The sequence below is a fragment of the Neobacillus drentensis genome, assembly GCF_036966985.1.
Lineage (GTDB): Bacteria > Bacillota > Bacilli > Bacillales > Cytobacillaceae > Neobacillus > Neobacillus drentensis_E.
On record NZ_JBALSN010000261.1, the window covers coordinates 1 to 21,879 of the forward strand.

17 protein-coding genes and 1 other annotated feature are annotated in these 21,879 nt (G+C 40.0%); of the genes, 4 read left to right on the forward strand and 13 right to left on the reverse strand.

Annotated elements, in window-relative coordinates:
• The first annotated feature begins 96 nt into the window (after positions 1 to 96).
• Both V7659_RS17530 and V7659_RS17535 read left to right on the forward strand, forming a co-directional pair.
• On the forward strand, positions 97 to 531 hold the full coding sequence (locus tag V7659_RS17530; RefSeq protein ID WP_335541088.1) for a Dps family protein: 435 nt from the start codon (positions 97 to 99) through the stop codon (positions 529 to 531).
• A gap of 102 nt (positions 532 to 633) precedes the next feature.
• Positions 634 to 1,923: a DUF4309 domain-containing protein gene (locus tag V7659_RS17535; RefSeq protein WP_335541089.1), complete on the forward strand. Its 1,290-nt coding sequence runs from the start codon at positions 634 to 636 to the stop codon at positions 1,921 to 1,923.
• A gap of 194 nt (positions 1,924 to 2,117) precedes the next feature.
• Here the strand turns inward: V7659_RS17535 and V7659_RS17540 are convergent, their stop codons facing one another.
• On the reverse strand, positions 2,118 to 2,837 hold the full coding sequence (locus V7659_RS17540; protein ID WP_335541090.1) for a 16S rRNA pseudouridine(516) synthase: 720 nt from the start codon (positions 2,835 to 2,837) through the stop codon (positions 2,118 to 2,120).
• Entirely contained in the window at positions 2,827 to 4,458 is a 1,632-nt protein-coding gene (locus V7659_RS17545; RefSeq protein WP_335541091.1) for a putative polysaccharide biosynthesis protein, read from the reverse strand. The genes V7659_RS17540 and V7659_RS17545 overlap by 11 nt, the downstream gene beginning before the upstream one ends.
• A gap of 206 nt (positions 4,459 to 4,664) precedes the next feature.
• Between V7659_RS17545 and V7659_RS17550 the strand changes: the two genes are divergently transcribed.
• Positions 4,665 to 5,939, forward strand: a complete 1,275-nt coding sequence (locus V7659_RS17550) for an NAD(P)/FAD-dependent oxidoreductase (protein WP_335541092.1) — start codon at positions 4,665 to 4,667, stop codon at positions 5,937 to 5,939.
• A gap of 7 nt (positions 5,940 to 5,946) precedes the next feature.
• On the opposite strand, the gene V7659_RS17555 is transcribed toward V7659_RS17550, so the two are convergent.
• Positions 5,947 to 6,132, reverse strand: a complete 186-nt coding sequence (locus tag V7659_RS17555) for a sporulation protein Cse60 (RefSeq protein WP_026563254.1) — start codon at positions 6,130 to 6,132, stop codon at positions 5,947 to 5,949.
• Positions 6,133 to 6,279: 147 nt separating this feature from the next.
• Between V7659_RS17555 and V7659_RS17560 the strand changes: the two genes are divergently transcribed.
• The gene (locus V7659_RS17560; RefSeq protein ID WP_335541093.1) at positions 6,280 to 6,663 is read left to right on the forward strand and encodes a hypothetical protein; all 384 of its coding nucleotides are present in this window, start codon (positions 6,280 to 6,282) and stop codon (positions 6,661 to 6,663) included.
• A gap of 69 nt (positions 6,664 to 6,732) precedes the next feature.
• On the opposite strand, the gene V7659_RS17565 is transcribed toward V7659_RS17560, so the two are convergent.
• From V7659_RS17565 to V7659_RS17610, 10 genes are all read right to left on the reverse strand, one after another.
• A complete protein-coding gene (locus V7659_RS17565; protein ID WP_335541094.1) occupies positions 6,733 to 7,047 on the reverse strand; it encodes a rhodanese-like domain-containing protein in 315 nt (104 codons plus the stop codon).
• 54 nt (positions 7,048 to 7,101) lie between these two features.
• Positions 7,102 to 9,519 (reverse strand): leucine--tRNA ligase, encoded by a 2,418-nt coding sequence (leuS, locus tag V7659_RS17570; protein ID WP_335541095.1) that lies wholly within the window; start codon positions 9,517 to 9,519, stop codon positions 7,102 to 7,104.
• Between the two features lie 44 nt (positions 9,520 to 9,563).
• Positions 9,564 to 9,786: a binding site (T-box leader), on the reverse strand.
• Positions 9,787 to 9,971: 185 nt separating this feature from the next.
• Entirely contained in the window at positions 9,972 to 14,330 is a 4,359-nt protein-coding gene (locus tag V7659_RS17575) for an endo-alpha-N-acetylgalactosaminidase family protein (RefSeq protein WP_335541096.1), read from the reverse strand.
• 234 nt (positions 14,331 to 14,564) lie between these two features.
• Positions 14,565 to 15,551, reverse strand: coding sequence for a tagatose-bisphosphate aldolase (gene lacD, locus V7659_RS17580; RefSeq protein WP_335541097.1), 987 nt, complete (start codon positions 15,549 to 15,551; stop codon positions 14,565 to 14,567).
• Between the two features lie 15 nt (positions 15,552 to 15,566).
• On the reverse strand, positions 15,567 to 16,505 hold the full coding sequence (gene lacC / locus V7659_RS17585) for a tagatose-6-phosphate kinase (protein ID WP_335541098.1): 939 nt from the start codon (positions 16,503 to 16,505) through the stop codon (positions 15,567 to 15,569).
• A complete protein-coding gene (gene nagA, locus V7659_RS17590) occupies positions 16,471 to 17,679 on the reverse strand; it encodes an N-acetylglucosamine-6-phosphate deacetylase (protein WP_335541099.1) in 1,209 nt (402 codons plus the stop codon). The genes lacC and nagA overlap by 35 nt, the downstream gene beginning before the upstream one ends.
• Positions 17,680 to 17,690: 11 nt before the next feature.
• Positions 17,691 to 18,857, reverse strand: a complete 1,167-nt coding sequence (locus V7659_RS17595) for an SIS domain-containing protein (RefSeq protein ID WP_335541100.1) — start codon at positions 18,855 to 18,857, stop codon at positions 17,691 to 17,693.
• A gap of 23 nt (positions 18,858 to 18,880) precedes the next feature.
• The gene (locus tag V7659_RS17600) at positions 18,881 to 19,771 is read right to left on the reverse strand and encodes an ROK family protein (RefSeq protein ID WP_335541101.1); all 891 of its coding nucleotides are present in this window, start codon (positions 19,769 to 19,771) and stop codon (positions 18,881 to 18,883) included.
• A 312-nt stretch (positions 19,772 to 20,083) separates the two neighbouring features.
• Entirely contained in the window at positions 20,084 to 20,920 is an 837-nt protein-coding gene (locus V7659_RS17605; protein ID WP_335541102.1) for a carbohydrate ABC transporter permease, read from the reverse strand.
• A gap of 35 nt (positions 20,921 to 20,955) precedes the next feature.
• Positions 20,956 to 21,837 (reverse strand): carbohydrate ABC transporter permease, encoded by an 882-nt coding sequence (locus V7659_RS17610; RefSeq protein ID WP_335541103.1) that lies wholly within the window; start codon positions 21,835 to 21,837, stop codon positions 20,956 to 20,958.
• Positions 21,838 to 21,879: the final 42 nt, after the last annotated feature.

Here is a 21,879-nt window from a genome sequence, read left to right on the forward strand (position 1 = left end):
GTTTTTAATCTTATTTATAATTATTATAATTTAATATTTACTTTTAATTAATATGTGTTATAATTAATTCAGATAAGAAATTAGGAGGAATGCTAAATGACAGTCGAACAAATGATCAACCAACAAATTGCAAACTGGAATGTACTATATACTAAATTACATCGTTTTCACTGGTATGTGAAAGGTCCTCACTTCTTTACCTTACACGGAAAATTTGAAGAATTATATGAAGAAGCAGCCGCTACAATCGATGAGTTTGCAGAACAATTATTAACAATTGAAGGCCGTCCTGTTTCTACCCTTAAAGAGTATCTTCAACTTACAACAATTGAAGAAACGAACGAAACACTAACAGCCGAGGAAATGGTACAAGCAATCGTCCATGACTTTTCTTTAATCATTGATGAGTTAAAAGTTGGGATGGAAGTCGCTGAGCAAAATAATGACGAAGTCACTAGCGATATGTTTTTAGGCTTAATTGGAAAACTTAAGAAACATAACTGGATGTTACAATCTTTTTTACAAGCTTAATATTAAGGACAAGGCTTATGTCTTGTCCTTTTTTCGTGAGGTAAAATTGATTTTTTCCATTCAGGAATGACTTTGCTATTATTAACACATGGGGGGAGGAACATGATGAAGAAATTCACGATCATGATGATGTTCATTTTTTCTATGTCCATGATATTAACTGCGTGTAGTTCCGAAAAGCCGCAGCCAAGTAAAGATGCTCAGCCAAAGCAAAATGGCATACAATCTAAGGAAATAAACCAAACCTATTTAAAGCAGCTGGATGAAATAAAGGCTTGGGCAGAGAAAGGAATGGTAAAAGGTAGTCCCTTTAATGCGCTGGAAAGCACAATTGATCAGGTTAACTCTGAATGGGGGGTACCCGACAAAGTGGATCAAGCCGGTGAGGGCAACTATGAAACCTATAACAATAAACAAATTGTTTTAGGATATAACAAAGGCGGCGAAATTTTCGACGTCCGTTCATATGCAACTGATTTCAAAAAAATTACAGACAAGATGATCGTCAAGTCATACGGGAAACCCAAGGAAATACGGGACAATACTAATGAAAATATTTATGTTTATGTATTGACGCAAGGAATCGAGCTTAAGCTAATCGTACCAAAAAGCTGCAATGTCATTGATCATATTTCTGTTTTCAACCCGAAAAGAACTACTTTCACACCAGCAAATAATGAATACATTCTTGATATAAAAGGTAAATCAAATCAGTTATCAGATTCGGCTTGGGCGTCGATGCAAAAATGGCGGAATGATATCGTTCTTTTTGCTAAAAGCCAGGATGATGTTTATATTAATGGTCCTAATGAAAAAAGGATCGCTCTTACCTTTGATGATGGGCCAGACGAAGTAATCACTCCTGCAATTATTGAGATATTGGCCAACTATCATGTAAAAGGAAATTTCTTTTTTATCGGCAGTAAAGTTAATAAGTATCCTGATGTTGTAAAGGATGCCTTTAAAAATGGAAACTTAGTCTTAAGTCACAGCTTTAATCATGTGGAATTAACGAAATTAGGAACTGAAGCCATCCGACTCGAAATTGATCAAGCAGGTAAAGCTATTAAGTCAGTGATTGGGAAAGAGCCAGCTATTCTTCGTACTCCCTATGGGGATACGGACGAGAAGGTTGCTGATGTTTCTAAGCAAGAGGGATATTCTATTGTCCTGTGGTCCATCGATACGCTTGATTGGTCCCAAAGGGATTCAAAAAATATCATTCGAAATGTCGTTGATAACTTACGAAACGGTGATATTATCTTAATGCATTCCGATTCTGATAAAAGTGAGACCAAAAAAGCACTACCGCTCCTAATCGAAGAATTGCAAAAGAGGAATGTTCAAATTGTCGATTTAGAGACTTTGTTACATGTGAAGGCCTATCAATAATTGAATTGGAGATTCGCTGATTGAATTAGAAAATTCGCTGATTGAACCTTGAAATTCGCCGATTGAATGCAAAAATTCGCTGATTGAACCTTGAAATTCGCCGATAAAAATAAATACTCAAAAAAAAAGCCGTACCTGGTACTATAAAAAGAGAAAAAGCAGCTTCATTTGAGGCTGCCTTTTCATATATAGGGCTATTTCACTTGATAATTTCTCAATAACTCCACTTCTTCATCCGTTAGTTCACGATATTCACCTAATTCGAGTGTCTCATCCAGTGGCAACGGGCCCATCGAAATCCGTTGGAGATAGACTACTCTTTTCCCAACGGCTTCAAACATTCTTTTCACCTGATGAAATTTCCCTTCTGTGATCGTTAATTCTATGTCGGACCGGATGCCAGATTTTAAAATTTTCAATTCACCTGGCTTAGTTTCATAACCATCATCCAAGGTAACACCATTAGCAAACGCCTCAATATCGTCCTCAGTCACTTCACTATCAATGACTGCAAAATACGTCTTCGGAACATGCTTTTTCGGTGAAAGCAAGCGGTGGGCTAATTGACCATCATTAGTGATTAGCAGCAACCCTTCTGTATCCTTATCCAATCTACCAACGGGAAACGGTTCATAGACTTGGTCCTCGAGTTCTAATAAATCGATGACGGTTTCGGTAGAACTATCTTCTGTGGCTGATAGCACTCCTTGGGGCTTATTCATCATCAAATATATAAATTCTTTGTATTCGATAATTTCTCCATTAAGTGTCACGGTTTGGGTGGATGGATTCACATGCTGTTTTGCATCTTTTACAACTACATCATCCACTTTAACTGCACTGCTTTTTAACAGCTGCTTAACTTCTTTTCTGCTTCCATAGCCGAGGTTTGCAAGCATTTTGTCAATTCTCAACGCTTCTCTTCCTCCCAGGTAATTTTAATTTGTTCATGATCCGATCAAGTTTATCTCCAAATAAACGACTGGCAAGTCCTGATTTTAAGCCAAGATAAAAATAAATTCCAGCTCCCACTGCCGCACAAATAACAATCATAATAACAGATTGAATTTTTGATGCCGGAGAAAGGAATAGCAATAATAGTTTGTACATTAATTCTGTGCCCACCCACATAAATCCAGCAAAGATGAAAATTAACAAGCTTCTTCTCCAAACAAGTCGGAATGGATAACGGGCATATGCCTTAATTACAATTAAATTAATGAGAATGGCAGCAACATATCCTAGTGTTGTTGCCAATACTGCCCCTCTTGTTTCCATCATTTTTATTAGCGGGATATTTAGAGAGAGTTTAATTAATAATCCTACAAGTAAGCTTAACACCGTAAATCGTTGTTCGTTGATTCCTTGTAATATGGCAGCAGTAACAGAATATAAGGAAAAAAGAATGGCTACAGGTGCGTATGCCCTTAATACTTCCGTACCAATTACATCATGTTGATAGAACGCTGTATATACAGGTTCCGCCAATAACGAAAGACCGATGGCTGCAGGTAACGTTAAAAATAACAGGACCTGAAATGTCTGATTTAACTGTTGGTTTAGGCTTGCTCCTTCCCCCTCAACGAAGGCTCTCGTTATACTTGGTACAAGAGTTAACGAAAATCCTGTTGCCAGCGAAACTGGAATAATGACAATTTTATGGGATTCAAAGTTCAAAATAGAGAAAAAGGATTCTGCAAATTTCGCTTTCCCGATTTCTGCCATTGCCTGACTAAAGGTGAATTGATCAATCGCCTGAAATAAAGGGTTAGCTATTCCCACTAACACGAACGGAAATGCATAAATAAGAATTTCCTTATAGATATCCTTAAGAGAGATATCAATTGTGCCTTTATCATGTGAAAGGAGTTCGTCTAAATACGGTTTTCGTTTATACCAATACCAAAATAAAACGAATAAACCGCCAATAGCGCCAATAAAGGCAGCAAATGTCGCCACACTTACGGCTGTTACCATTGTGCCATTAAAAATATGCAAGACGGCGAAGGCCCCTAGAAGGGTAAACGCAATCCTGACAATTTGCTCCACAACTTGCGAAAGTGCAGATGGGCCCATCGATTGGTGCCCTTGAAAGAATCCTCTAATGAGGCTCATAAATGGAACAACAATTAACGCAAAACTTACAGCTCGCATGACCGTTGTGACATTATCTAAATTTGCCCTTTTATCACCAACACTCATTTCCGCCAATGTAGGTGCCGCAAGATACATCACTAAAAAAGCCATTACCCCAGTTAACAACATAATGACCAAACCCGATTTAAACAGCTTCCTGCCAACTGCGTATTCCTCAAGAGCATTATATTTTGAAATAAATTTCGAAACGGCAAGCGGAACACCAGCTGTTGCAATGCTAATAAAAATCGTATACGGCACATAGGAAAACTGATATAGCGTAGTCCCTTCCCGACCGACAATTTGAAAGAATGGTATAACATAAATTAAGCCGATAACCTTTGAAAGTATCGTTCCTAGCGTTAATATAAACGTTCCTCTTAATAGCTTAGACTGCATAAAATCCCTTCCTACCCGAAGAAATACGTGCGCCTTTTCACAAATATGAAAACTACTTTTTTTGCACACTATAGTAGTTTACAACTTCTTGCCCCCGGACGCTACTAACAACCAAGTGAAATTTATGAAAATATGGGCACATTCGTTTTATTTTAATGATAAATGTTTATAATGGAGTGATGGATTAATAAAAAGTTGGTGTATATATGGAATATGATGTAATTGTCATCGGCGGCGGCCCATCAGGGTTAATGGCAGCCATTGCCGCTGGTGAAAAAGGCGCAAAAGTCCTTTTAATAGATAAAGGTGACAAACTTGGCAGAAAACTAGCTATATCCGGAGGCGGACGCTGTAACGTGACCAATCGCCTGCCGATTGAGGAAATTATCAAGCACTTGCCGGGAAACGGGAAATTTTTATATAGTGCCTTTTCTATCTTTAGTAATGAAGATATTATTAAATTCTTTGAGAAATTAGGAATTGCCTTAAAGGAAGAAGATCACGGCCGGATGTTTCCAATCTCTAATAAAGCACAGTCCGTTGTGGACGCATTACTAAATCAATTAGAAAAACTTCATGTACGAGTCTTTAAAAATAGCCCTGTCCGTGACCTCATCTATGAGGATGAGCGTGTTTCGGCCGTGGTGCTTAAAGACGGGCAAACTATATCTGCTCAATCCGTCGTGATTGCTGTCGGGGGAAAGTCTGTCCCTCATACAGGTTCTACAGGTGATGGCTATGCTTGGGCTGAAAAAGCGGGCCATACCATTACAGAACTTTTTCCAACCGAGGTTCCAGTGACCTCAAATGAACCATTTATAAAAAACAAAGTCCTTCAAGGGTTGTCGTTAAGAGATATCGACTTAAGTGTCTTGAACCCAAAAGGTAAGCCCCTCATCTCGCACCGAATGGATATGATTTTTACCCATTTTGGACTAAGCGGTCCTGCTGTCCTTCGCTGCAGCCAGTTCGTGGTTAAAGCATTAAAAAAGTGGAAGTTAACAGAAGTAACTATGAGCCTTGATGTCTTACCTGATAAGAAAGAAGAAGAAGTTTTTCAAGAAATTCTATCACTTGTAAAAAGTGAGCCTAAGAAAAGCATTAAAAATACGCTCAAAGGGCTCGTTCCTGAACGATACCTCCTGTTTCTTTTAGAGCATAACGGGATTGACCCATCTGAACAAGGCGGTATGATTTCTAATGAAAAAATACGTGGTTTTTCTAAGAGTTGTAAGCAATTCCTGATTAAAGTTAATGGCACCCTGCCTCTTGAAAAAGCATTTGTCACGGGCGGTGGTGTGTCAGTTAAAGAAATTGAGCCGCAAACGATGAGCTCGAAACTAATGAATGGCTTATATTTTTGCGGTGAAATCATAGATATCCATGGGTACACCGGGGGTTATAATATTACCTCTGCACTTGTAACTGGAAGATTAGCTGGAACCAATGCGGCCTTATATGCGAAAAATAAAAAGGTCTGACAAATTGTCAGGCCTTGTAAATAATCATCGCTGAAAAACAATAAATCTGCTCCTCTTCTTCTTCCTCTGCCATTGCGGCCACATTATATTTAATATCAAGCAGACTTGTTTCGTCCAGCCCTTTTAAAAAACGATTCATTTCCTTTTCCAAATCCTTCTCATGCTCCCGATCAAACAACTTCACCTGTATCAATGTTCTCTCCCTCTCTTTTTTACTACTATTCTTACCACTTTTCTGAATTTTAAAAATTCAATCTTTATAAAAAGTTAAGTTTATTTTAAGTTTGAGCTTGTAAACTTCCTTTTAGAAAGACGGTTTTATTTTGAAAGGAGTATATACATGGATAAAAAACAACGAATCTCATGGGGCGTTAGTTTTGGAAGTTTAGCTTTAGTAGCCGGATTGGTCTCATATTTTGGAATACCTAATAACAATCAAATAGCGCTTAATCAAGGGCAAACGGCAAATAATAATTCCATTCAGCAATCGCAGGATGGCTTTTCACCACAAGGGGGCTATGGCCACGGGCATGGTTTTGATCAATCCACGAGTGGAGGCTCATCGCAAACTGATGGTTCAACCAACAATTTTAATAATGATCAGCCTTCGACAAGTAATGATCCACTCTATGGAAATAGCAATCAACAAGGGCAATTCTCAAATGGCGGCGGTCCTGGAATGGGACAACACGGCGGCTTTGATACAACTACTGGTGGTACTTGATGTATACCTGCGCTGTTTCCAGTTGACTTGATTTGCCGAACTAAAAAACCGATTCCAATATGGAATCGGTTATTCTGTGTATTCAGTTTCTCCAGTCCATGAGAGCATGCCGCCAACCATATTACGGACCTTATAGCCTTGATCATGCAAATAATGACAGACATTCCCGCTTCGTGCACTGGAGCGGCAAATAAAGATATATTCTTTATCCTTGTCAAAATAGTCGAGGTTATCAGGGATATCTCCCATGCGAATATGTTTTGCCCCTGGGATCATACCGAAAACGACCTCATGATCTTCCCTGACATCGACTAGCTCAAGCTTTTCCCCTGCCTCAATCTTCTTTTGTAATTCTTCTGGTGTAATTGTTTGAATTTCTTCCATCAAATCCATCCCCTTTAGGAAAAACAGCCCCGGAAAAGGGGGCCGTTCTGTAAATTAATTTGCGACGATATTTACAAGCTTGCCAGGAACAGTAATGACTTTGCGAATTGTTTTTCCTTCAATTTGTTCCTTTATACTTGCATCTTCCATTGCGATTCCTTCAAGTGACTCTTTGCTTGAATCCGCTGGTACCATAAGTTTTACTTTTACTTTACCATTAACTTGGACGACAATTTCAACTTCATCATCCACTAGTTTTGCCTCATCATAGGCAGGCCATGCTTCGTAAGTTATTGTTTCGCTGTGACCTAACTTTTCCCAAAGCTCCTCAGCAATATGCGGGCAAATAGGTGCAAGCAATTTAACGAATCCTTCGATATACTCTTTTGGTAAAACCGTAGCTTTATAGGCTTCATTAATAAATACCATCATTTGTGAAATCGCCGTATTAAATCTTAAGCCTTCATAATCCTCAGTCACTTTTTTCACCGTTTGATGATACACTTTTTCTAAATTAGAGGCTTCTTCATTTGCTTGGATCTTTGGATTTAATTCCCCGTTTTCTTCAACCAATAAACGCCAGATCCGATCTAAGAAACGGCGGGAACCATCCAGCCCATTTGTCGACCAAGCAATGGATGCATCAAGCGGTCCCATGAACATTTCATAAAGGCGAAGGGTATCAGCACCATGGCTGCCAACGATATCGTCAGGGTTTACTACATTCCCTTTTGACTTACTCATTTTTTCATTTCCTTCACCTAGGATCATTCCTTGGTTAAATAACTTTTGGAATGGTTCTTTGGTTGGAACCACGCCGATATCATACAAGAATTTATGCCAGAAACGAGCATAAAGTAAATGTAAGACGGCATGTTCGGCACCGCCAATGTAGATATCAACAGGAAGCCAATGATTTAATTTTTCCTGAGAAGCAAGTGCCTGATCATTTTTCGGATCAATATAACGTAAGTAATACCAGCAGCTGCCTGCCCATTGCGGCATTGTATTGGTCTCTCGGCGACCCTTTTTACCTGTTTCTGGGTCAACCACATTTACGAAATCAGAAATAATTGCTAGTGGTGATTCCCCTGTTCCAGATGGTCGGATTTCTTTCGTTTTTGGTAACATCAATGGAAGCTGGTCTTCAGGAACAGCAGTCATTGTGCCATCTTCCCAATGGATAATTGGAATCGGTTCGCCCCAATAACGCTGGCGGCTGAATAGCCAGTCACGCAGACGGAAGGTGACTTTCTTCGTTCCAATTCCTTTTTCTTCTAACCAAGCAATCATTTTTTGGATGCCTTCAGCTTTATCCAAGCCATTTAGGAATTCAGAGTTAATGTGTTCTCCATCGCCTGTATAGGCTTCTTTTTCAACATCTCCACCTGCGACAACGGCTTTAATTGGCAGGTTAAATTCTTTTGCGAATTCATAGTCACGCTCGTCGTGAGCAGGAACCGCCATAATTGCCCCAGTGCCGTAGCTTACTAATACATAATCTGCAATCCAGATTGGCATTTTTTCGCCATTTGCAGGATTGATCGCATATGCGCCTGTAAATACGCCTGTTTTCTCTTTTGCAAGATCGGTACGCTCTAAATCACTTTTCGTTTTCACCTTATCCAAATAAGCATCCACCGCAGCACGTTGTTCAGCTGTTGTAATTTTATCTACAAAAGCATGTTCCGGAGCCAGCACGGCATAGGTAGCACCAAATAATGTATCGGGACGTGTTGTGAAAACCGTAAAAGTCTCTTCATGACCTTCGATCGAGAATGTTACTTCTGCACCTTCCGAACGGCCGATCCAGTTACGCTGCATTTCCTTTAAACTTTCTGGCCAATCAAGTTCTTCTAGGTCTTCAAGTAAGCGGTCACCATAAGCAGTGATTTTTAACATCCATTGCTTCATCGGACGGCGTTCAACTGGGTGTCCGCCACGCTCACTTTTTCCATCAATGACTTCTTCGTTTGCGAGAACTGTTCCAAGAGCCGGACACCAGTTAACCGCAACTTCATCAATATAAGCTAAGCCTTTTTCGAATAACTTTAAGAAAATCCATTGGGTCCATTTGTAGTATTCAGGGTCGGTAGTATTAACTTCACGATCCCAATCATAAGAGAATCCTAATGATTTAATTTGTCGGCGGAACGTGTTGATATTCTGCTCGGTAAATTCTGCAGGGTCGTTCCCCGTATCTAATGCGTACTGTTCAGCCGGTAAGCCGAACGCGTCCCAGCCCATTGGATGAAGCACATTGTATCCCTGCATCCGCTTTAAGCGTGAAAGAATGTCGGTAGCTGTATAGCCTTCAGGGTGTCCTACGTGTAGTCCTGCTCCTGAAGGATATGGAAACATATCTAAAGCGTAGAATTTTCTTTTGTCATATTCTTCGCTTGTTTTAAATGTTTTTTCTTCTTCCCATTTCTTTTGCCACTTCTGTTCGATGTGATTATGATCGAAACTCATACTGCTCTTCCTCCTAAAAAAAAATAAAAAACCTCTCATCCCAAAAAAGGGACGAGAGGATTGTATGTATCTTCCCGCGGTACCACCCACATTAGTGTTGTCAACACTCGCTTCATTCATCCTTAACGCGGAAAACGGCAAGCCTTACTATTCCTTCACGCTTGCAACTCAAAGGCGAGTTCATGATGTACCCGGTTGACTTCCACCAGCCGTCAACTCTCTAAAGTGCGGATATGAATCATTACTACTCCTAATCACAGTCATTTCAATATAAAGTATTACGGTTATTGTAATAAATTTTCTGGCGGTATGCAAGCAAACTTGTGCCTAATTTAAGGATAGTCTCAATTTCATTAAAATAAACATTTATCAAATGACTTTATTAAGAAATTGAGTCTGTTTCTTCTATAATAAAATAGAGGGAAGCGTCAGAAGCACTTCCCTCTTCAACCCTATTTCACCTGTTCAATCTGAAGGTTATCTAATATAAATGTTCCTGCCCCGGTATCTTCATTCACACTAGTTCCATCGCTGAAAATTCCAATATAGGTTTGCCCATTGTCGGAACCAGTGACTGTAAACTCAGCCGTTTTGGTAGTGGCAGATGCCGGAAGCGTATTATTCAAACTTAGTCCCTTGGCAGCTGTAATATCTCGAACATCAATTTCTTGATTTCCTGAGATAAAGCGATAGACATTGGCGGTAGTTTGATAGTCAAAGGATACTTTATAGGTTACTCCCGGCTCAAAGTGGAAGTGCTGCGGAATCGTGCGATACACTAATCCTTTGTTACCAGTATTTACTTTAACTGACCAATTTCCGCCTAAGACATCATCTACTAATTTTTTTCCTGCCCATCCTTTTTGTGTATACGGTGCATGTAATTCGGACAAATGAATTCTATTGTCTTCTACACCTTCCGTATTCCCGATAACAAATGGGTAAATTCCTTGTACGACCGATTCAAAATCTTGTTCGAATACACTGGATGATACTTCATTATTCAGGGATTTTTGAACGATCCGAATATCATCAAATTTGGTAGTTCCTTCTCCGGCCTCACGGCTGAGAATGATTTCAGCCTCTTTAGAGGTAGCCTTAAAGCTTACTTGCATTCGTTGCATTTTGCTATTGTATCCATCATTTGAAGCATGTGAGTCGGCTTTTACATAGTTCTTTTGCAAACTGCGGAGCGTGTAATTGCTAACATCTTTTACTCCGCCCGTTACTTTGATTCCGGCCTTTACATCACTATTGTTTTCTACGTATACCTCTGCCACATAATCCTTGCCAGGCACCAGGTCAGTAATGGAGCGGGAAACGGTTGTATTTTTTAATGGACTTTCCATATTCAAATAATAGTCGCTGCTGCTTACATTACGGGCAGTTCCAGTTTGATTCGTTCGGATGACACTGACAGCATCTTTATCTCCTGCCACTTTTGTCACTTCATCTTTTACGGTTCCCGAATTGAATCCTGTGTCATAGACATGAGCACCGTTGCTCCAATCTTCGACCTGTAAGCCTTTTTCCTTTTTGTCCGGAATAACAACATATGGCGTTGCTGCCTCAGCTGTCAAGGTTACCTTATTATTGACCACTTCGACTTTCTGCACATCGGTTCGGCCTTGATCGGTCAATTTGTACACATAAACCTTTTTAGATGGACCAACAAATCCATCTGTAAGTGTCCAAGTTGTAGTACCGCCTTCCAAATTCCAGTGATACATTTTTTCAGGATCAGGAGTTGGATTTTTAAAATCTTGTTTCACCCAAGGAAGTAAATAAGTGTGTTCATCAAGAATAACATTTCCATTAAGTGTAATAACACGCTCTCTGGAGTTGTCTTTTCTTTTTACAACTACATCATCCCCATTACTTGGGTCCGCCAATTTAATTTCTTTTTCCAGGTTGGTCTTTTGCTTGTCACCTTCCACGTCTGTCCAATCGGTAACATAATACTTTTGTAAAAATTTTGTTGGCAGATTGGTATCGAATGTCATCCGGATAAACTGGTCAAAATTCTTATCCGATTGCCATCCCTCAAAGCCAGCTAATTCAAATCCGCCAAGCAACGGGTGATCCGCCGTTCCGCCAGCTTCTGGCCAATTCAACACCCATGAATCTTTTTGGTGATTGCTAATAAAGCGGAGTACTTCTGAGTTGATTCCCTTGCTTGATGCCCCACCGTAGTTCTTATCCGTTGCCCAGTGCTGCCATGTAGAATAATTGGCTATAGATGTACCAAACTCAGTGGATACTCTCCAACCTCTATCCATAAATTGTTCTGCAACTCGGTCAGATTCCCACTGATCTTGATACCATACATCCAAATAGATAAAGTCAAGACCCGGTGCAGCTGCTTTTAATTGGTCCAGTCTTATCGCACGTGTTCCTGAGTACAAATCCTTTAATTTATTGATGGTATAAGATTGGTCTAGCCAGCCCCATCCTTTGGAATTCGGACCATCAATAAAATCCTCACTAAAAGCTTTAGCTTCAGGATACGTTTCTTGAGCATTAATATGGACACCAAATTCAGAATTGTACTTATGACCTTCACTAATAAGTGTTTTTAAATCGTCAGCGCCACCGATCCGTTCACCAACATTACCGTAATCCGGGTGCCCGCTGTCATGACCTTCATTTCCATATCCTTTTAATAAAACAGCCTGTCCCAGTTCATCAGTAGCGAGAGCTACCTTTTTAACATTATCCAATGTTTTTAGGAATGGGTGTTGTGCTTGTGATCCAAAATTCATGGCAATGCGTGTGCCGACAAGATTGTTTACATCTTCTGATCCTTTTATGTCCTGCATGATTTCGCGGTAAGCAATCGCACCGTCCTGCCAGTCCACTTCATCATCTTTATTCAAATCGTCAGCAATGGCAATTTTCACAGTTGGCTTAGTCGTTTGTGGTTCCGGCATAAATTCTCTTTGATAATAAAGCAAGCTGGAACTGATCCCGATGGCTTTCGTGCCATCTTTATTCTGATAACGATTAGCCACTAAGTTACGGTAGCCATTGACTTCCGAACTTGACCATACACCTGCACTCAAAGTGTTCGTTGACAGGAAGGCTGTATAGTATCTTTCTGAAGTCCCAATGCCTCCCAAAGATGAATCGACAGTAACATCAACATCCCCCGTTTTTGTCACATCACCGCTAATATTTGTTAATTTGGCTTTTGCATTGGTTTGAGCTGAATTGACGGAGACAAAGTTTAGATCAGCTAGTTCAACCGATTCGATTTTTGCACCTTTAGCATTGTGGATTTCTTCAAAGGTGTAGATCACTTTATTTTTTTGAACTTTTAATGAAACTTTAATAACACCATCAAGGTCTTCATATTCATCGCTTACCTTTAAGGTATACAATGCTTCACTTCTGCTGAGCTTTTCAAAGCTTACCTCTGGATAGTAAAGTGTGCCGTTCACTTTCAATCCGTAAACGGGAGATTTTTGTCCGTCCATGACCTTGTCGCCCACCCGGTATTCGATGACACGCGGGAATACTTGATCAATTGTGACATTCATAAAATCTGAGCTTAATGTATCCTCTACCGGAGGAGTATCCGGCGCTTTAGGTGGAACGTATTCTTTAATTTTAATGTTTGAAATCGTAATGTCGGCAGCACCACGGCTTTTTTCAAATCCAAGTAAACCTGCTTTATTGACACCGCCTGATAATGTCCAGCTGTTCACCTTTATATCATTAATGTATAAAGTGGCTACATCATCCATGAATTTCATTCGTAAATGATAGGTTTTATTTGCTTCTAATGGCACGTCTGAGGTCATCGCCGTCCAATTGTTAGCAGGACCAAAGATCTCTCCGAAATACTGATTGTTCTGATCTCCCGTTCCTACATATGTATAGGAGGATGGATTCTGAACACGATAGATGAATCCAAAACGCTTCATCGCGTCGGTTCCTGGAGTAATATCAGCTTCAAAAATACCATTCTTTATTCCTTGCATTTTATTGTAGACAATTCGATTCTTTTGGGTAGAGGTAACCTTGAAGGTAGCTGAACCATCTTCATTATAGATAACGCTTCCGTCGCCTGAGATGATTTTAAAATCCCCTTCTTCCAGTTGGTTATCGGTAATGTTGACAGGTTCTCCATCACCGGGCTCTGTGCCTCCATCTCCAGGAGCATCTCCTAATTCAAAAAGTACTTGGCTGTTTTTGCCACCAAAAGCACCAAGTTTAACCGCTTCCTTCCCTGTAAGCAGGTTATTTACGTCATTAGATAAAGTAACCGGTCCAAATAAATCTTTTCCATCTAATGCAACATTCAAAGTGGTTCCGCTATAATCAATTTTAATAGAATGATTGGTTCCTGCTTCTGGAAGTGGTCCGCTTGGTCTAGTGTTTAACCAGGTCCCACTGCCTTTATATTTGTATTCATAGAACCATCCAAATGAGTCATAGCCTACAAAAACAAAGTTATTAGGATCAATATAATGTGGATAGAAACCAAATCTGGTATCTGCACCATTCAATTCAGGAATAAAGGTATATTCCATCGTTCCTGATTCTTTTGCTGCTGCATCTGTTTCTTGAAAAATAGCTGCTTTGGCTCCATTGTCATTTCCAGCCCCTGCCCCAAGCTTTGCATAGGCCTTCCCATTCTGAGTGACAATTTCATTTACCTCATTTCCTCCAGTAGAAATCGTAACCCATGGATTCTTCACTTCTGCTACCGCACGTAACGGCGGAATAAACCCTGTCAAGAACGTTGGCAAAAATAATACAAGTGCAAGCAGTGTATGGCTAAATCTTTTGTAATTGTTCCTGCTCAATTCCTCTCCTCCTTTAAATTTACTATTTTAGTAGAAGACGATGCTTTAACATCCAATAACACCCTCTACTTGTAATCTAGCTTACTTTTATTAAAACGCTTACACAATAAAGATATTGTCCAAATTTTTAGAAATATTGCTTTTTTAGTGAATTGCATAAAAAAAACGAACAGTGCCTGACACCGTTCGCTCTTTTTTCACCTCTAAAACAATAAACAGACATTACGCTTGCGATTAATTTGCTTTGTCAAACCAGGAACTAGCTGTCTCTTTCAATACTAAATTAAGTTCTTCAATATTCCTTTTACCGTTTTCTTGTAACCAGTCACGCCCCGCTTGTTCTCCAGTTGAAGCAAAAGGTGTGACACCTTCTTTCCAGGTTGCCCGACCACATAACACGCCGTTAAAGGTTGAACCTGATTCTTTGGCAAACTTCAATGTTTCTTGGAATAGTTTTGCGCTTACTCCCGCACTCAAGAAGATAAACGGCAGCTCAGTTGCTTCACTTTGTTCTTTGAAATAGGAAGCCGCCTCTTCTTTACTGTAAACGACTTCTCCTTCGGTATAACCTTCCACGAAGTTCATATCTACTGGAATTTCTACTTTCAATACATCGACATGGTATTGCTGCTTGGAGAACTCCTTCATCGCTCCAATCACTTTGTGCGGTTTTACTTTTGCATACGCTTTACTTTTTACGTCATCATTTTCCGCATCATAAGAGACAATTTCCAAGAAAAATGGAATGTCTTCAGCCGCACACTCGGATCCTACACGTTCCATATAGACGTGTTTATAGTTATTAATTTTTTCATCTTCATCGACATCGTAATAGAGTAAGAATTTGATGGCATCAGCGCCTTCTTCCTTTAATCTTTTTACTGACCATTCAGGTAATAAATCCGGCAATCGTCCCACTTCTGACGCATCATAACCTGTTTTTTCATACGCTACTAATAATCCGGAGTCCCTATTACGTACCTTGGCTGCCGGCAGTCCATACTCCGGATCCAAAAGAATCGCTGTTGCAAAAGGTGTTAATTCTTCAGAAACCAATTCTTTAAAACGGATAATGCCTTCATCTCCAACATGTCTTGCACCACCAGACGCAATCATTTTTTTCAATGAGCCGCGTTGGTCAATGGCTAACGCTCCAATCACGCCATTTTCATCTGATAAACGTTTTAGAGCTTCCAATTTATTTTTGGTTAGTTCTAGCATCGTCAATCTCCTCTCTCAATCTATCTTTTCAACTTTAACGAAGTCAAGGTACTGATTGAACTTGGTCATATTAATAGAACCGGTTTCGGCTTCCATGGTATTTAACATTCCTGTGGTCATAGCCGTTTTCAGAACTGTCTCAACCCTTTGATTTCGATTCAGTGCCACAGCTAACCCAGCAACTGTCGCGTCACCGGACCCAACCGGATTGACCACTATAATCTTTGGAATCGTCACCCGGTAATAATCCTCACCATGCCTGACAAAGGCACCGTCGCCACCCATGGACACGATAATCCATTCAATCCCGTGAAATATTTCTTGGCTTAAAGTTTGTTTCAAATCAATGATTCCTTCTCCCACTTCAATACCCAACAGCTGCGAAAGCTCCGCCGTATTCGGTTTGATGGCAAATGGTTTTCCCCCCCCTTGCAGCAAGACTTGTTTTAACGATTCTCCTGACGAGTCCACAATCACCGGAATTCCTTTTTTGTTACTGATTATTAACATGTGATGATAAAAATTAGCTGGTAAGCCTTTCGGTAAACTGCCTGAAATCGTCACCAGTGAAACATCATTAAGCATACTTTCAAATTTTTCTAAAAAGGCTGTCCCTTCCTCCCTAGATAACGTCGGTCCAGATTCTAAAATCTCTGTTTGCATGCCTTCATGAAGAATGGCAATACAATTTCTTGATTCTTTTTCGATTTTCAAAAAGTCATTAGGAATATTGCTATTATTTAGTTGCTGAATGATATAATCACCAATTGTTCCGCCCAGCACACCTGTCGTCAGAACGTCTTCTTCCATTTGAGAGATCACTCGGGCAACATTCAAACCTTTCCCGCCAGCCGTTTTACGTACTGTTTCTACCCGGTTGACATCGTCTACCTTGAATCGGCCAACCGGATAGGAAATATCAACCGATGGATTCATTGTCACAGCTAAAATCATCGAACTCACTCTTTCTGGTTGTTGTTTTGGCTTGATAACGACAGATACCATCCATGTAAGTCGCGATTAAATCCAGTGCAGGATTCAACACGATAAAGTCTGCAGCGTAACCCTCCGTAATTTTCCCGCATTCATGATCGAGTTGAACACTCTTAGCAGGTGCGGTACTCGCCATATAAATAGCTTCCTGAGGTGTAGCAATCCCCCACTCGACGACATTTTTGACGGCATCTTTTAATTGTAAAATACTGCCTGCTAAACTACCGCCTTCTATTCGGGCAGCCCCATCTCTAACATCGACAGGGAATTCTCCTAACTGATAGTTTCCTTCCGGCATTCCCCCAGCCATCATACAATCGGTCACCATGACGGTTGAATCTCTGCCGCGAGTATTCATTAAAATGTTTGCAGCAGCTGGATGAACATGGTGGCCGTCACAAATGACTTCGGCAAACACATCTTTTAATATCATGGCCGCACCAGCCATCCCCGGCTCACGATGGTGCAGACCGCTCATTCCATTGAAAGTATGAACAAAAATGGAAGCCCCTTTTTCAACCGCTTGTTTAGCTTCTTCAAAGGTAGCATCACTATGGGCTAACGCAACCGCAATCTCTTCCCCCACCGCATATTCAATAAATTCCGCTGCACCTCTTCGCTCAGGTGCAATGGCAATTTTTTTAATAGAATTATTGGATAATTTCTGCCAAACTTTCAATAGATCAACGGATGGGTCACAAAAATATCGCGTGTTTTGTGCCCCTTTATGCTTTTCGGTAAAAAACGGCCCTTCTAAAAAAATCCCTTTAATTTTGGCTCCACGAACTTTCGTGGAATTAGCACCAATCATTTCAACGACATGATTCAACGCTTTGGTCGAGGAGGTTAAGGTAGTCGGCAAAAAAGAGGTAACTCCACAGGAAAGAAGCCCTTCAGAAATCTGATTCAATCCTTCAACATCATTGTCCATAATGTCGTGATTTCGAAATCCATGAATATGGGTATCTACTAAACCGGGAGCAATCCAATGCCCCGCGTAATCAATGATTTCTGCCGCTTTCTCTGGCCTTTCTTCTGAAAAATTACCGAATATTCCATCTTTTATTTCCAAAAATCCAGGCCCTTCAGCCTTCCCCTCAAAGAAAAACTTATCTGCAAAGATATACTTAGACATGATACTTTCCCCTACTGATATTCATAGATTGTTACGCCTTTAACGACACGGTTCACCGTTCCTGTCGGTGAAGGTGTATCTGGTGTATTACCGACTTTTACCGAAGCCAGCAGTGAAACCGTTTGCCCAATCATGACAAAAGGTAATACCAAGTAAGCATCCGGTACGAATTGAGCCTCGCTGCCGAATCCAAACGTATTCCCATCATAATTGGTTTCTCCATCAACCTCGATGGCACATATATAGCTGGCAATGTTATCTTGCTGCATTTCTTTTAACATATCTAAATCGTATGGACGTGTATAGGAATGGTTTGAAACAAACACAAATACCAATGATTTTTCATTGACAAATGATTTTGGACCGTGTCGGAATCCTAGTGGTGAATCAAAGGCTGTGACAATTTTTCCAGCTGTCAGCTCTAATATTTTTAATTGCGCTTCTCTCGCTAAGCCTTCTAAACTGCCTGAGCCCAGGTAAATAATTCGGTCAAAATCATGATCGATAATCGCTTGGATTATGTCTTCCCTTTGAATGACACTTTCACCCATTTGCCGAATCGTTTTTACAATCGATGATTTTTCTTCAATCGATATAGAATCAAAAACGAGTAAAGCCGTTAACGTCATACACGTATAGCTTCCCGTCATCGCAAATCCTTGATCATTCGATTTTTCAGGCATCAAGAGCAATAAGTTATTTTCATCCCCTTCTGCCCGCTTGGCTAAGTGACCATCTTTAGCACAAGTAATTGTTACCTGGTACAAATCGGTTACGATTTGTTCTGCTAATTGGACAGCAGCGACACTTTCCGGGCTGTTCCCGCTTCGAGCAAACGAAACGAGTAAGGTTGGAATATTCGCTTTTAGGAATTGATAAGGATTGGATACCAAAGTGGTTGTCGGAATACTGAGCAATTCCCACTGTTTTTCATCCACTTTTTCTTTTAGATAGGGTGTGACGGTCTCACCGACATAAGCAGACGTTCCGGCGCCTGTAAAAATGACCCGAATACGACCGTGTTTAGTTGATATTTTCTGTAAAAATGCTTCAATCTCCCTGCTGTTCTCTGTAAACAAGGCATATGTTTCAGCCCATAAATCGGGCTGCTGTTTTATTTCCGCCGTTGTAATCGATGCACCTAATGGCACTAATTTTTCTTGACTTAATGTAAACATAACCGACACTCCTCTTTGGAAATTTATATCCTTTCGAATACTCGCAATCCTGCACCAACAACACCATTATTCTGCTTCAATGTACTGATGTTCATCTGGTCTAAAAGATGCTGCTGTTCAGGAAGTTGATAGATTTTTAGTTTTTCTTTGATTAACTCAAGCAGAAAGGGATTATTCACGATAACACTGCCCCCGAAAACCATTTTATGCGGGTCTAATAAACAAGAAATGGAGTAGAGACCTTGTGCTAAATGCTCGGTCACCTCATCGATGATTGACTGAGGTTCCTGTGACCCGTTTAAATATCCACTAAAGACATCCTTGGTGGAAATCGTATCTTTCTGTAATTCCTTTTTCGCTCTTTTCTCAATCCCAGGTCCGGCAGCGAGGATTTCTAATCGTTCGTTGGCTCCCTTCGATAGAACCGGGATCAGCCCCATCTCCCCGGCGAATCCTGCTCCTCTAAAAAAGGAACCATTATGAATGATAGAACATGAGATTCCTGTACTGATCGTCACGTAGATAAAGGTCTCATTGATTTTTCCCAGTGCCGCTTTCCATTCGGCAAAAGCCGCCATATACACATCGTTGTCAATAACGATAGGTTTAGAGCCAAATTGCTCATGTAAACGGGCGGCAATCGGAAACTGCTGCCACGGCAAATTGTTTTGAAAAACAGCGATGCCGTTCTCGCGATCGACTTTGCCAGGTACCCCGACGCCAATACCTTCAATCTCAGAAAACGGTGTTTCTTCAAGAACTTGTTCCACCGCTGTTACTACTTGTGCAAACATCTTTTCGCGGTCGGAAGGATTACTTTTTACTTCCGTACGGTGAAGCAGTTCTCCTGATTCCGAAACGATTCCCGCTGCAATCTTTGTCCCACCGATATCAATGCCAATTGCCCTTTTCATGTTCTTGCACCTCTACTGTCAATTTTGATTTATTAGAGAGTACCTACTCATCAGTTGAAAAAATTGATGTAACCGGGAAGACGGGTTTTATTCAAAAAATACATTCCACACGCTTCGCAACATCGGGTTGACGGTACAAGTCAAACGGAAGAAAAACTCATAGAAACTAGACTATGAGATTAAGAATCTGATTATTGTAAGTAATTCTATTATACCACACCAACTTGTAGGGTCAACCCAACATAAGGAATACATTTAATTTTCAGGGAAAGAAGATCTACAAACCAGGTGTGTAAGAATAGAGAACAAATTTTATTTTCCACTTCCAGCGGTCATTCCTTCGATAATTTTATCTGATAACCATAAATAGAAAATAAGGATCGGAAATATGATAATAACGACTCCCGCGAACAAACTTACCCAATCAGAATTATATTGCATCGATTGATAAAATTGGTATAAACCGACGGACAATGTGTATTTTTCATTTACATTCATATATGCTTTTGCAAGTAAAAACTCATTCCATAATCCAACGGCATTTAAAATCATTACGGTAACCAATCCAGGACGAGCCATCGGAAGCATAACCTTCCAAAAAACAGCGTTTTCACTTGCCCCATCTATGATTGCTGCTTCCTCTACATCTGAAGGTAAACTTTGAAAAAAACCAGTCAGAATGAAGATTGTAAACGGTAGGGACAACGCAATATAAACAATGATCAGGCCAATAAATGAATTAATTAATCCAATTTTTATTAACAGTAAATAAATCGGAATCAATACAGCTTGATATGGAATACCAATCCCAATAACAAAGGCATTCGTTAGAAACTCCCTGCCAATAAAGTTATACCTTGATAGAACGTAAGCGGCTGGCGCACTCACCAAAACGATACCAAGTACACTAATTGTAACCACTAGTAAACTATTAAAAAAATAGGAGGCAAGATCAGACTGTACCCAGGCAGTATAATAATTGCTCCACTGAAATGAATCAGGGAGGCTCCAAAACCCTTCAAATAATTCACGATTTGTTTTAAGGGAGGCTAATACAATCCAACCTAAAATAAATAAAATAAATAACGTCCATACATATATAAATGTTTTTCCAAGTGCTGACCATACACTATGTCCGTTTGAATTCACTTTGTTTTGCCCCTTTCCGTTTAGCCGCAATTACTTTATAGTTCGTAAACTTCACGTTTAAATAACTTTCTTCCAGTAACAACAAACAATAAAACAACAAAAATCATAGTCACTGCAATGGCACTTGAATAGCCTAATTGATAAATAGGTGTACGCTGACCGAATCCAAGAATAAATTGATACATGGCTGTATTCCACATCCTTGTCGGCGGCTCCGCTCCACCAAATGCAAACAAGAAATCAAATAATCGTATGGCATTAATTCCCCAGAGGATTACCGCAATGGACATAACGTCCCAAATTAGTGGCAGTGTAATTTTTGTGAAAATCTTAAACGTGGATGCCCCCTCAACCCGAGCGGCTTCAAAAATCGTATTCGGAATTTTATCTACCCCGGCTAAAAGAATAATGGCATAAAAACCAGTACTATACCAAATAATGGCGATTACTGCTGACATCATAATGTTGCTGGGACCGGTCCAGTTAACTGGGTTGAGTCCGATAGAGGTTAAAATGGAATTAAAAAAACCAATATCGAAGCGGTATAAATAATTCCAAACCACCGCCAACGCAATAGGTGCAATGATTTGCGGGAAAAATATGATAGCACGGATTGCCTTTTTTGCTTTCACCCCTTGGCTCATCAGTGCGGTAAAAATAAATCCAATGAAAAAAACAAAAAGGCCCCCAACAAATAAAATAAGAATCATATTTAAAAATGACTGCCAATATATGGGGTCCCCTATTAATTTTCCATAATTTTTTAACCCCACAAATTTCATTTCATCGGTAAACCCACTCCACTCATTAAAGCTAATCCAGATTCCATATATTGCAGGACCTATAAAAAAAATGAGATATAAGCTTGTTGCTGGCAACAAGTAAGGTATTGTCAACTTTTTCTTCCCCAATCTCACATTTCTCCCTCCTTTTCAACACTAGTTTTTTCAAAGAAAGCA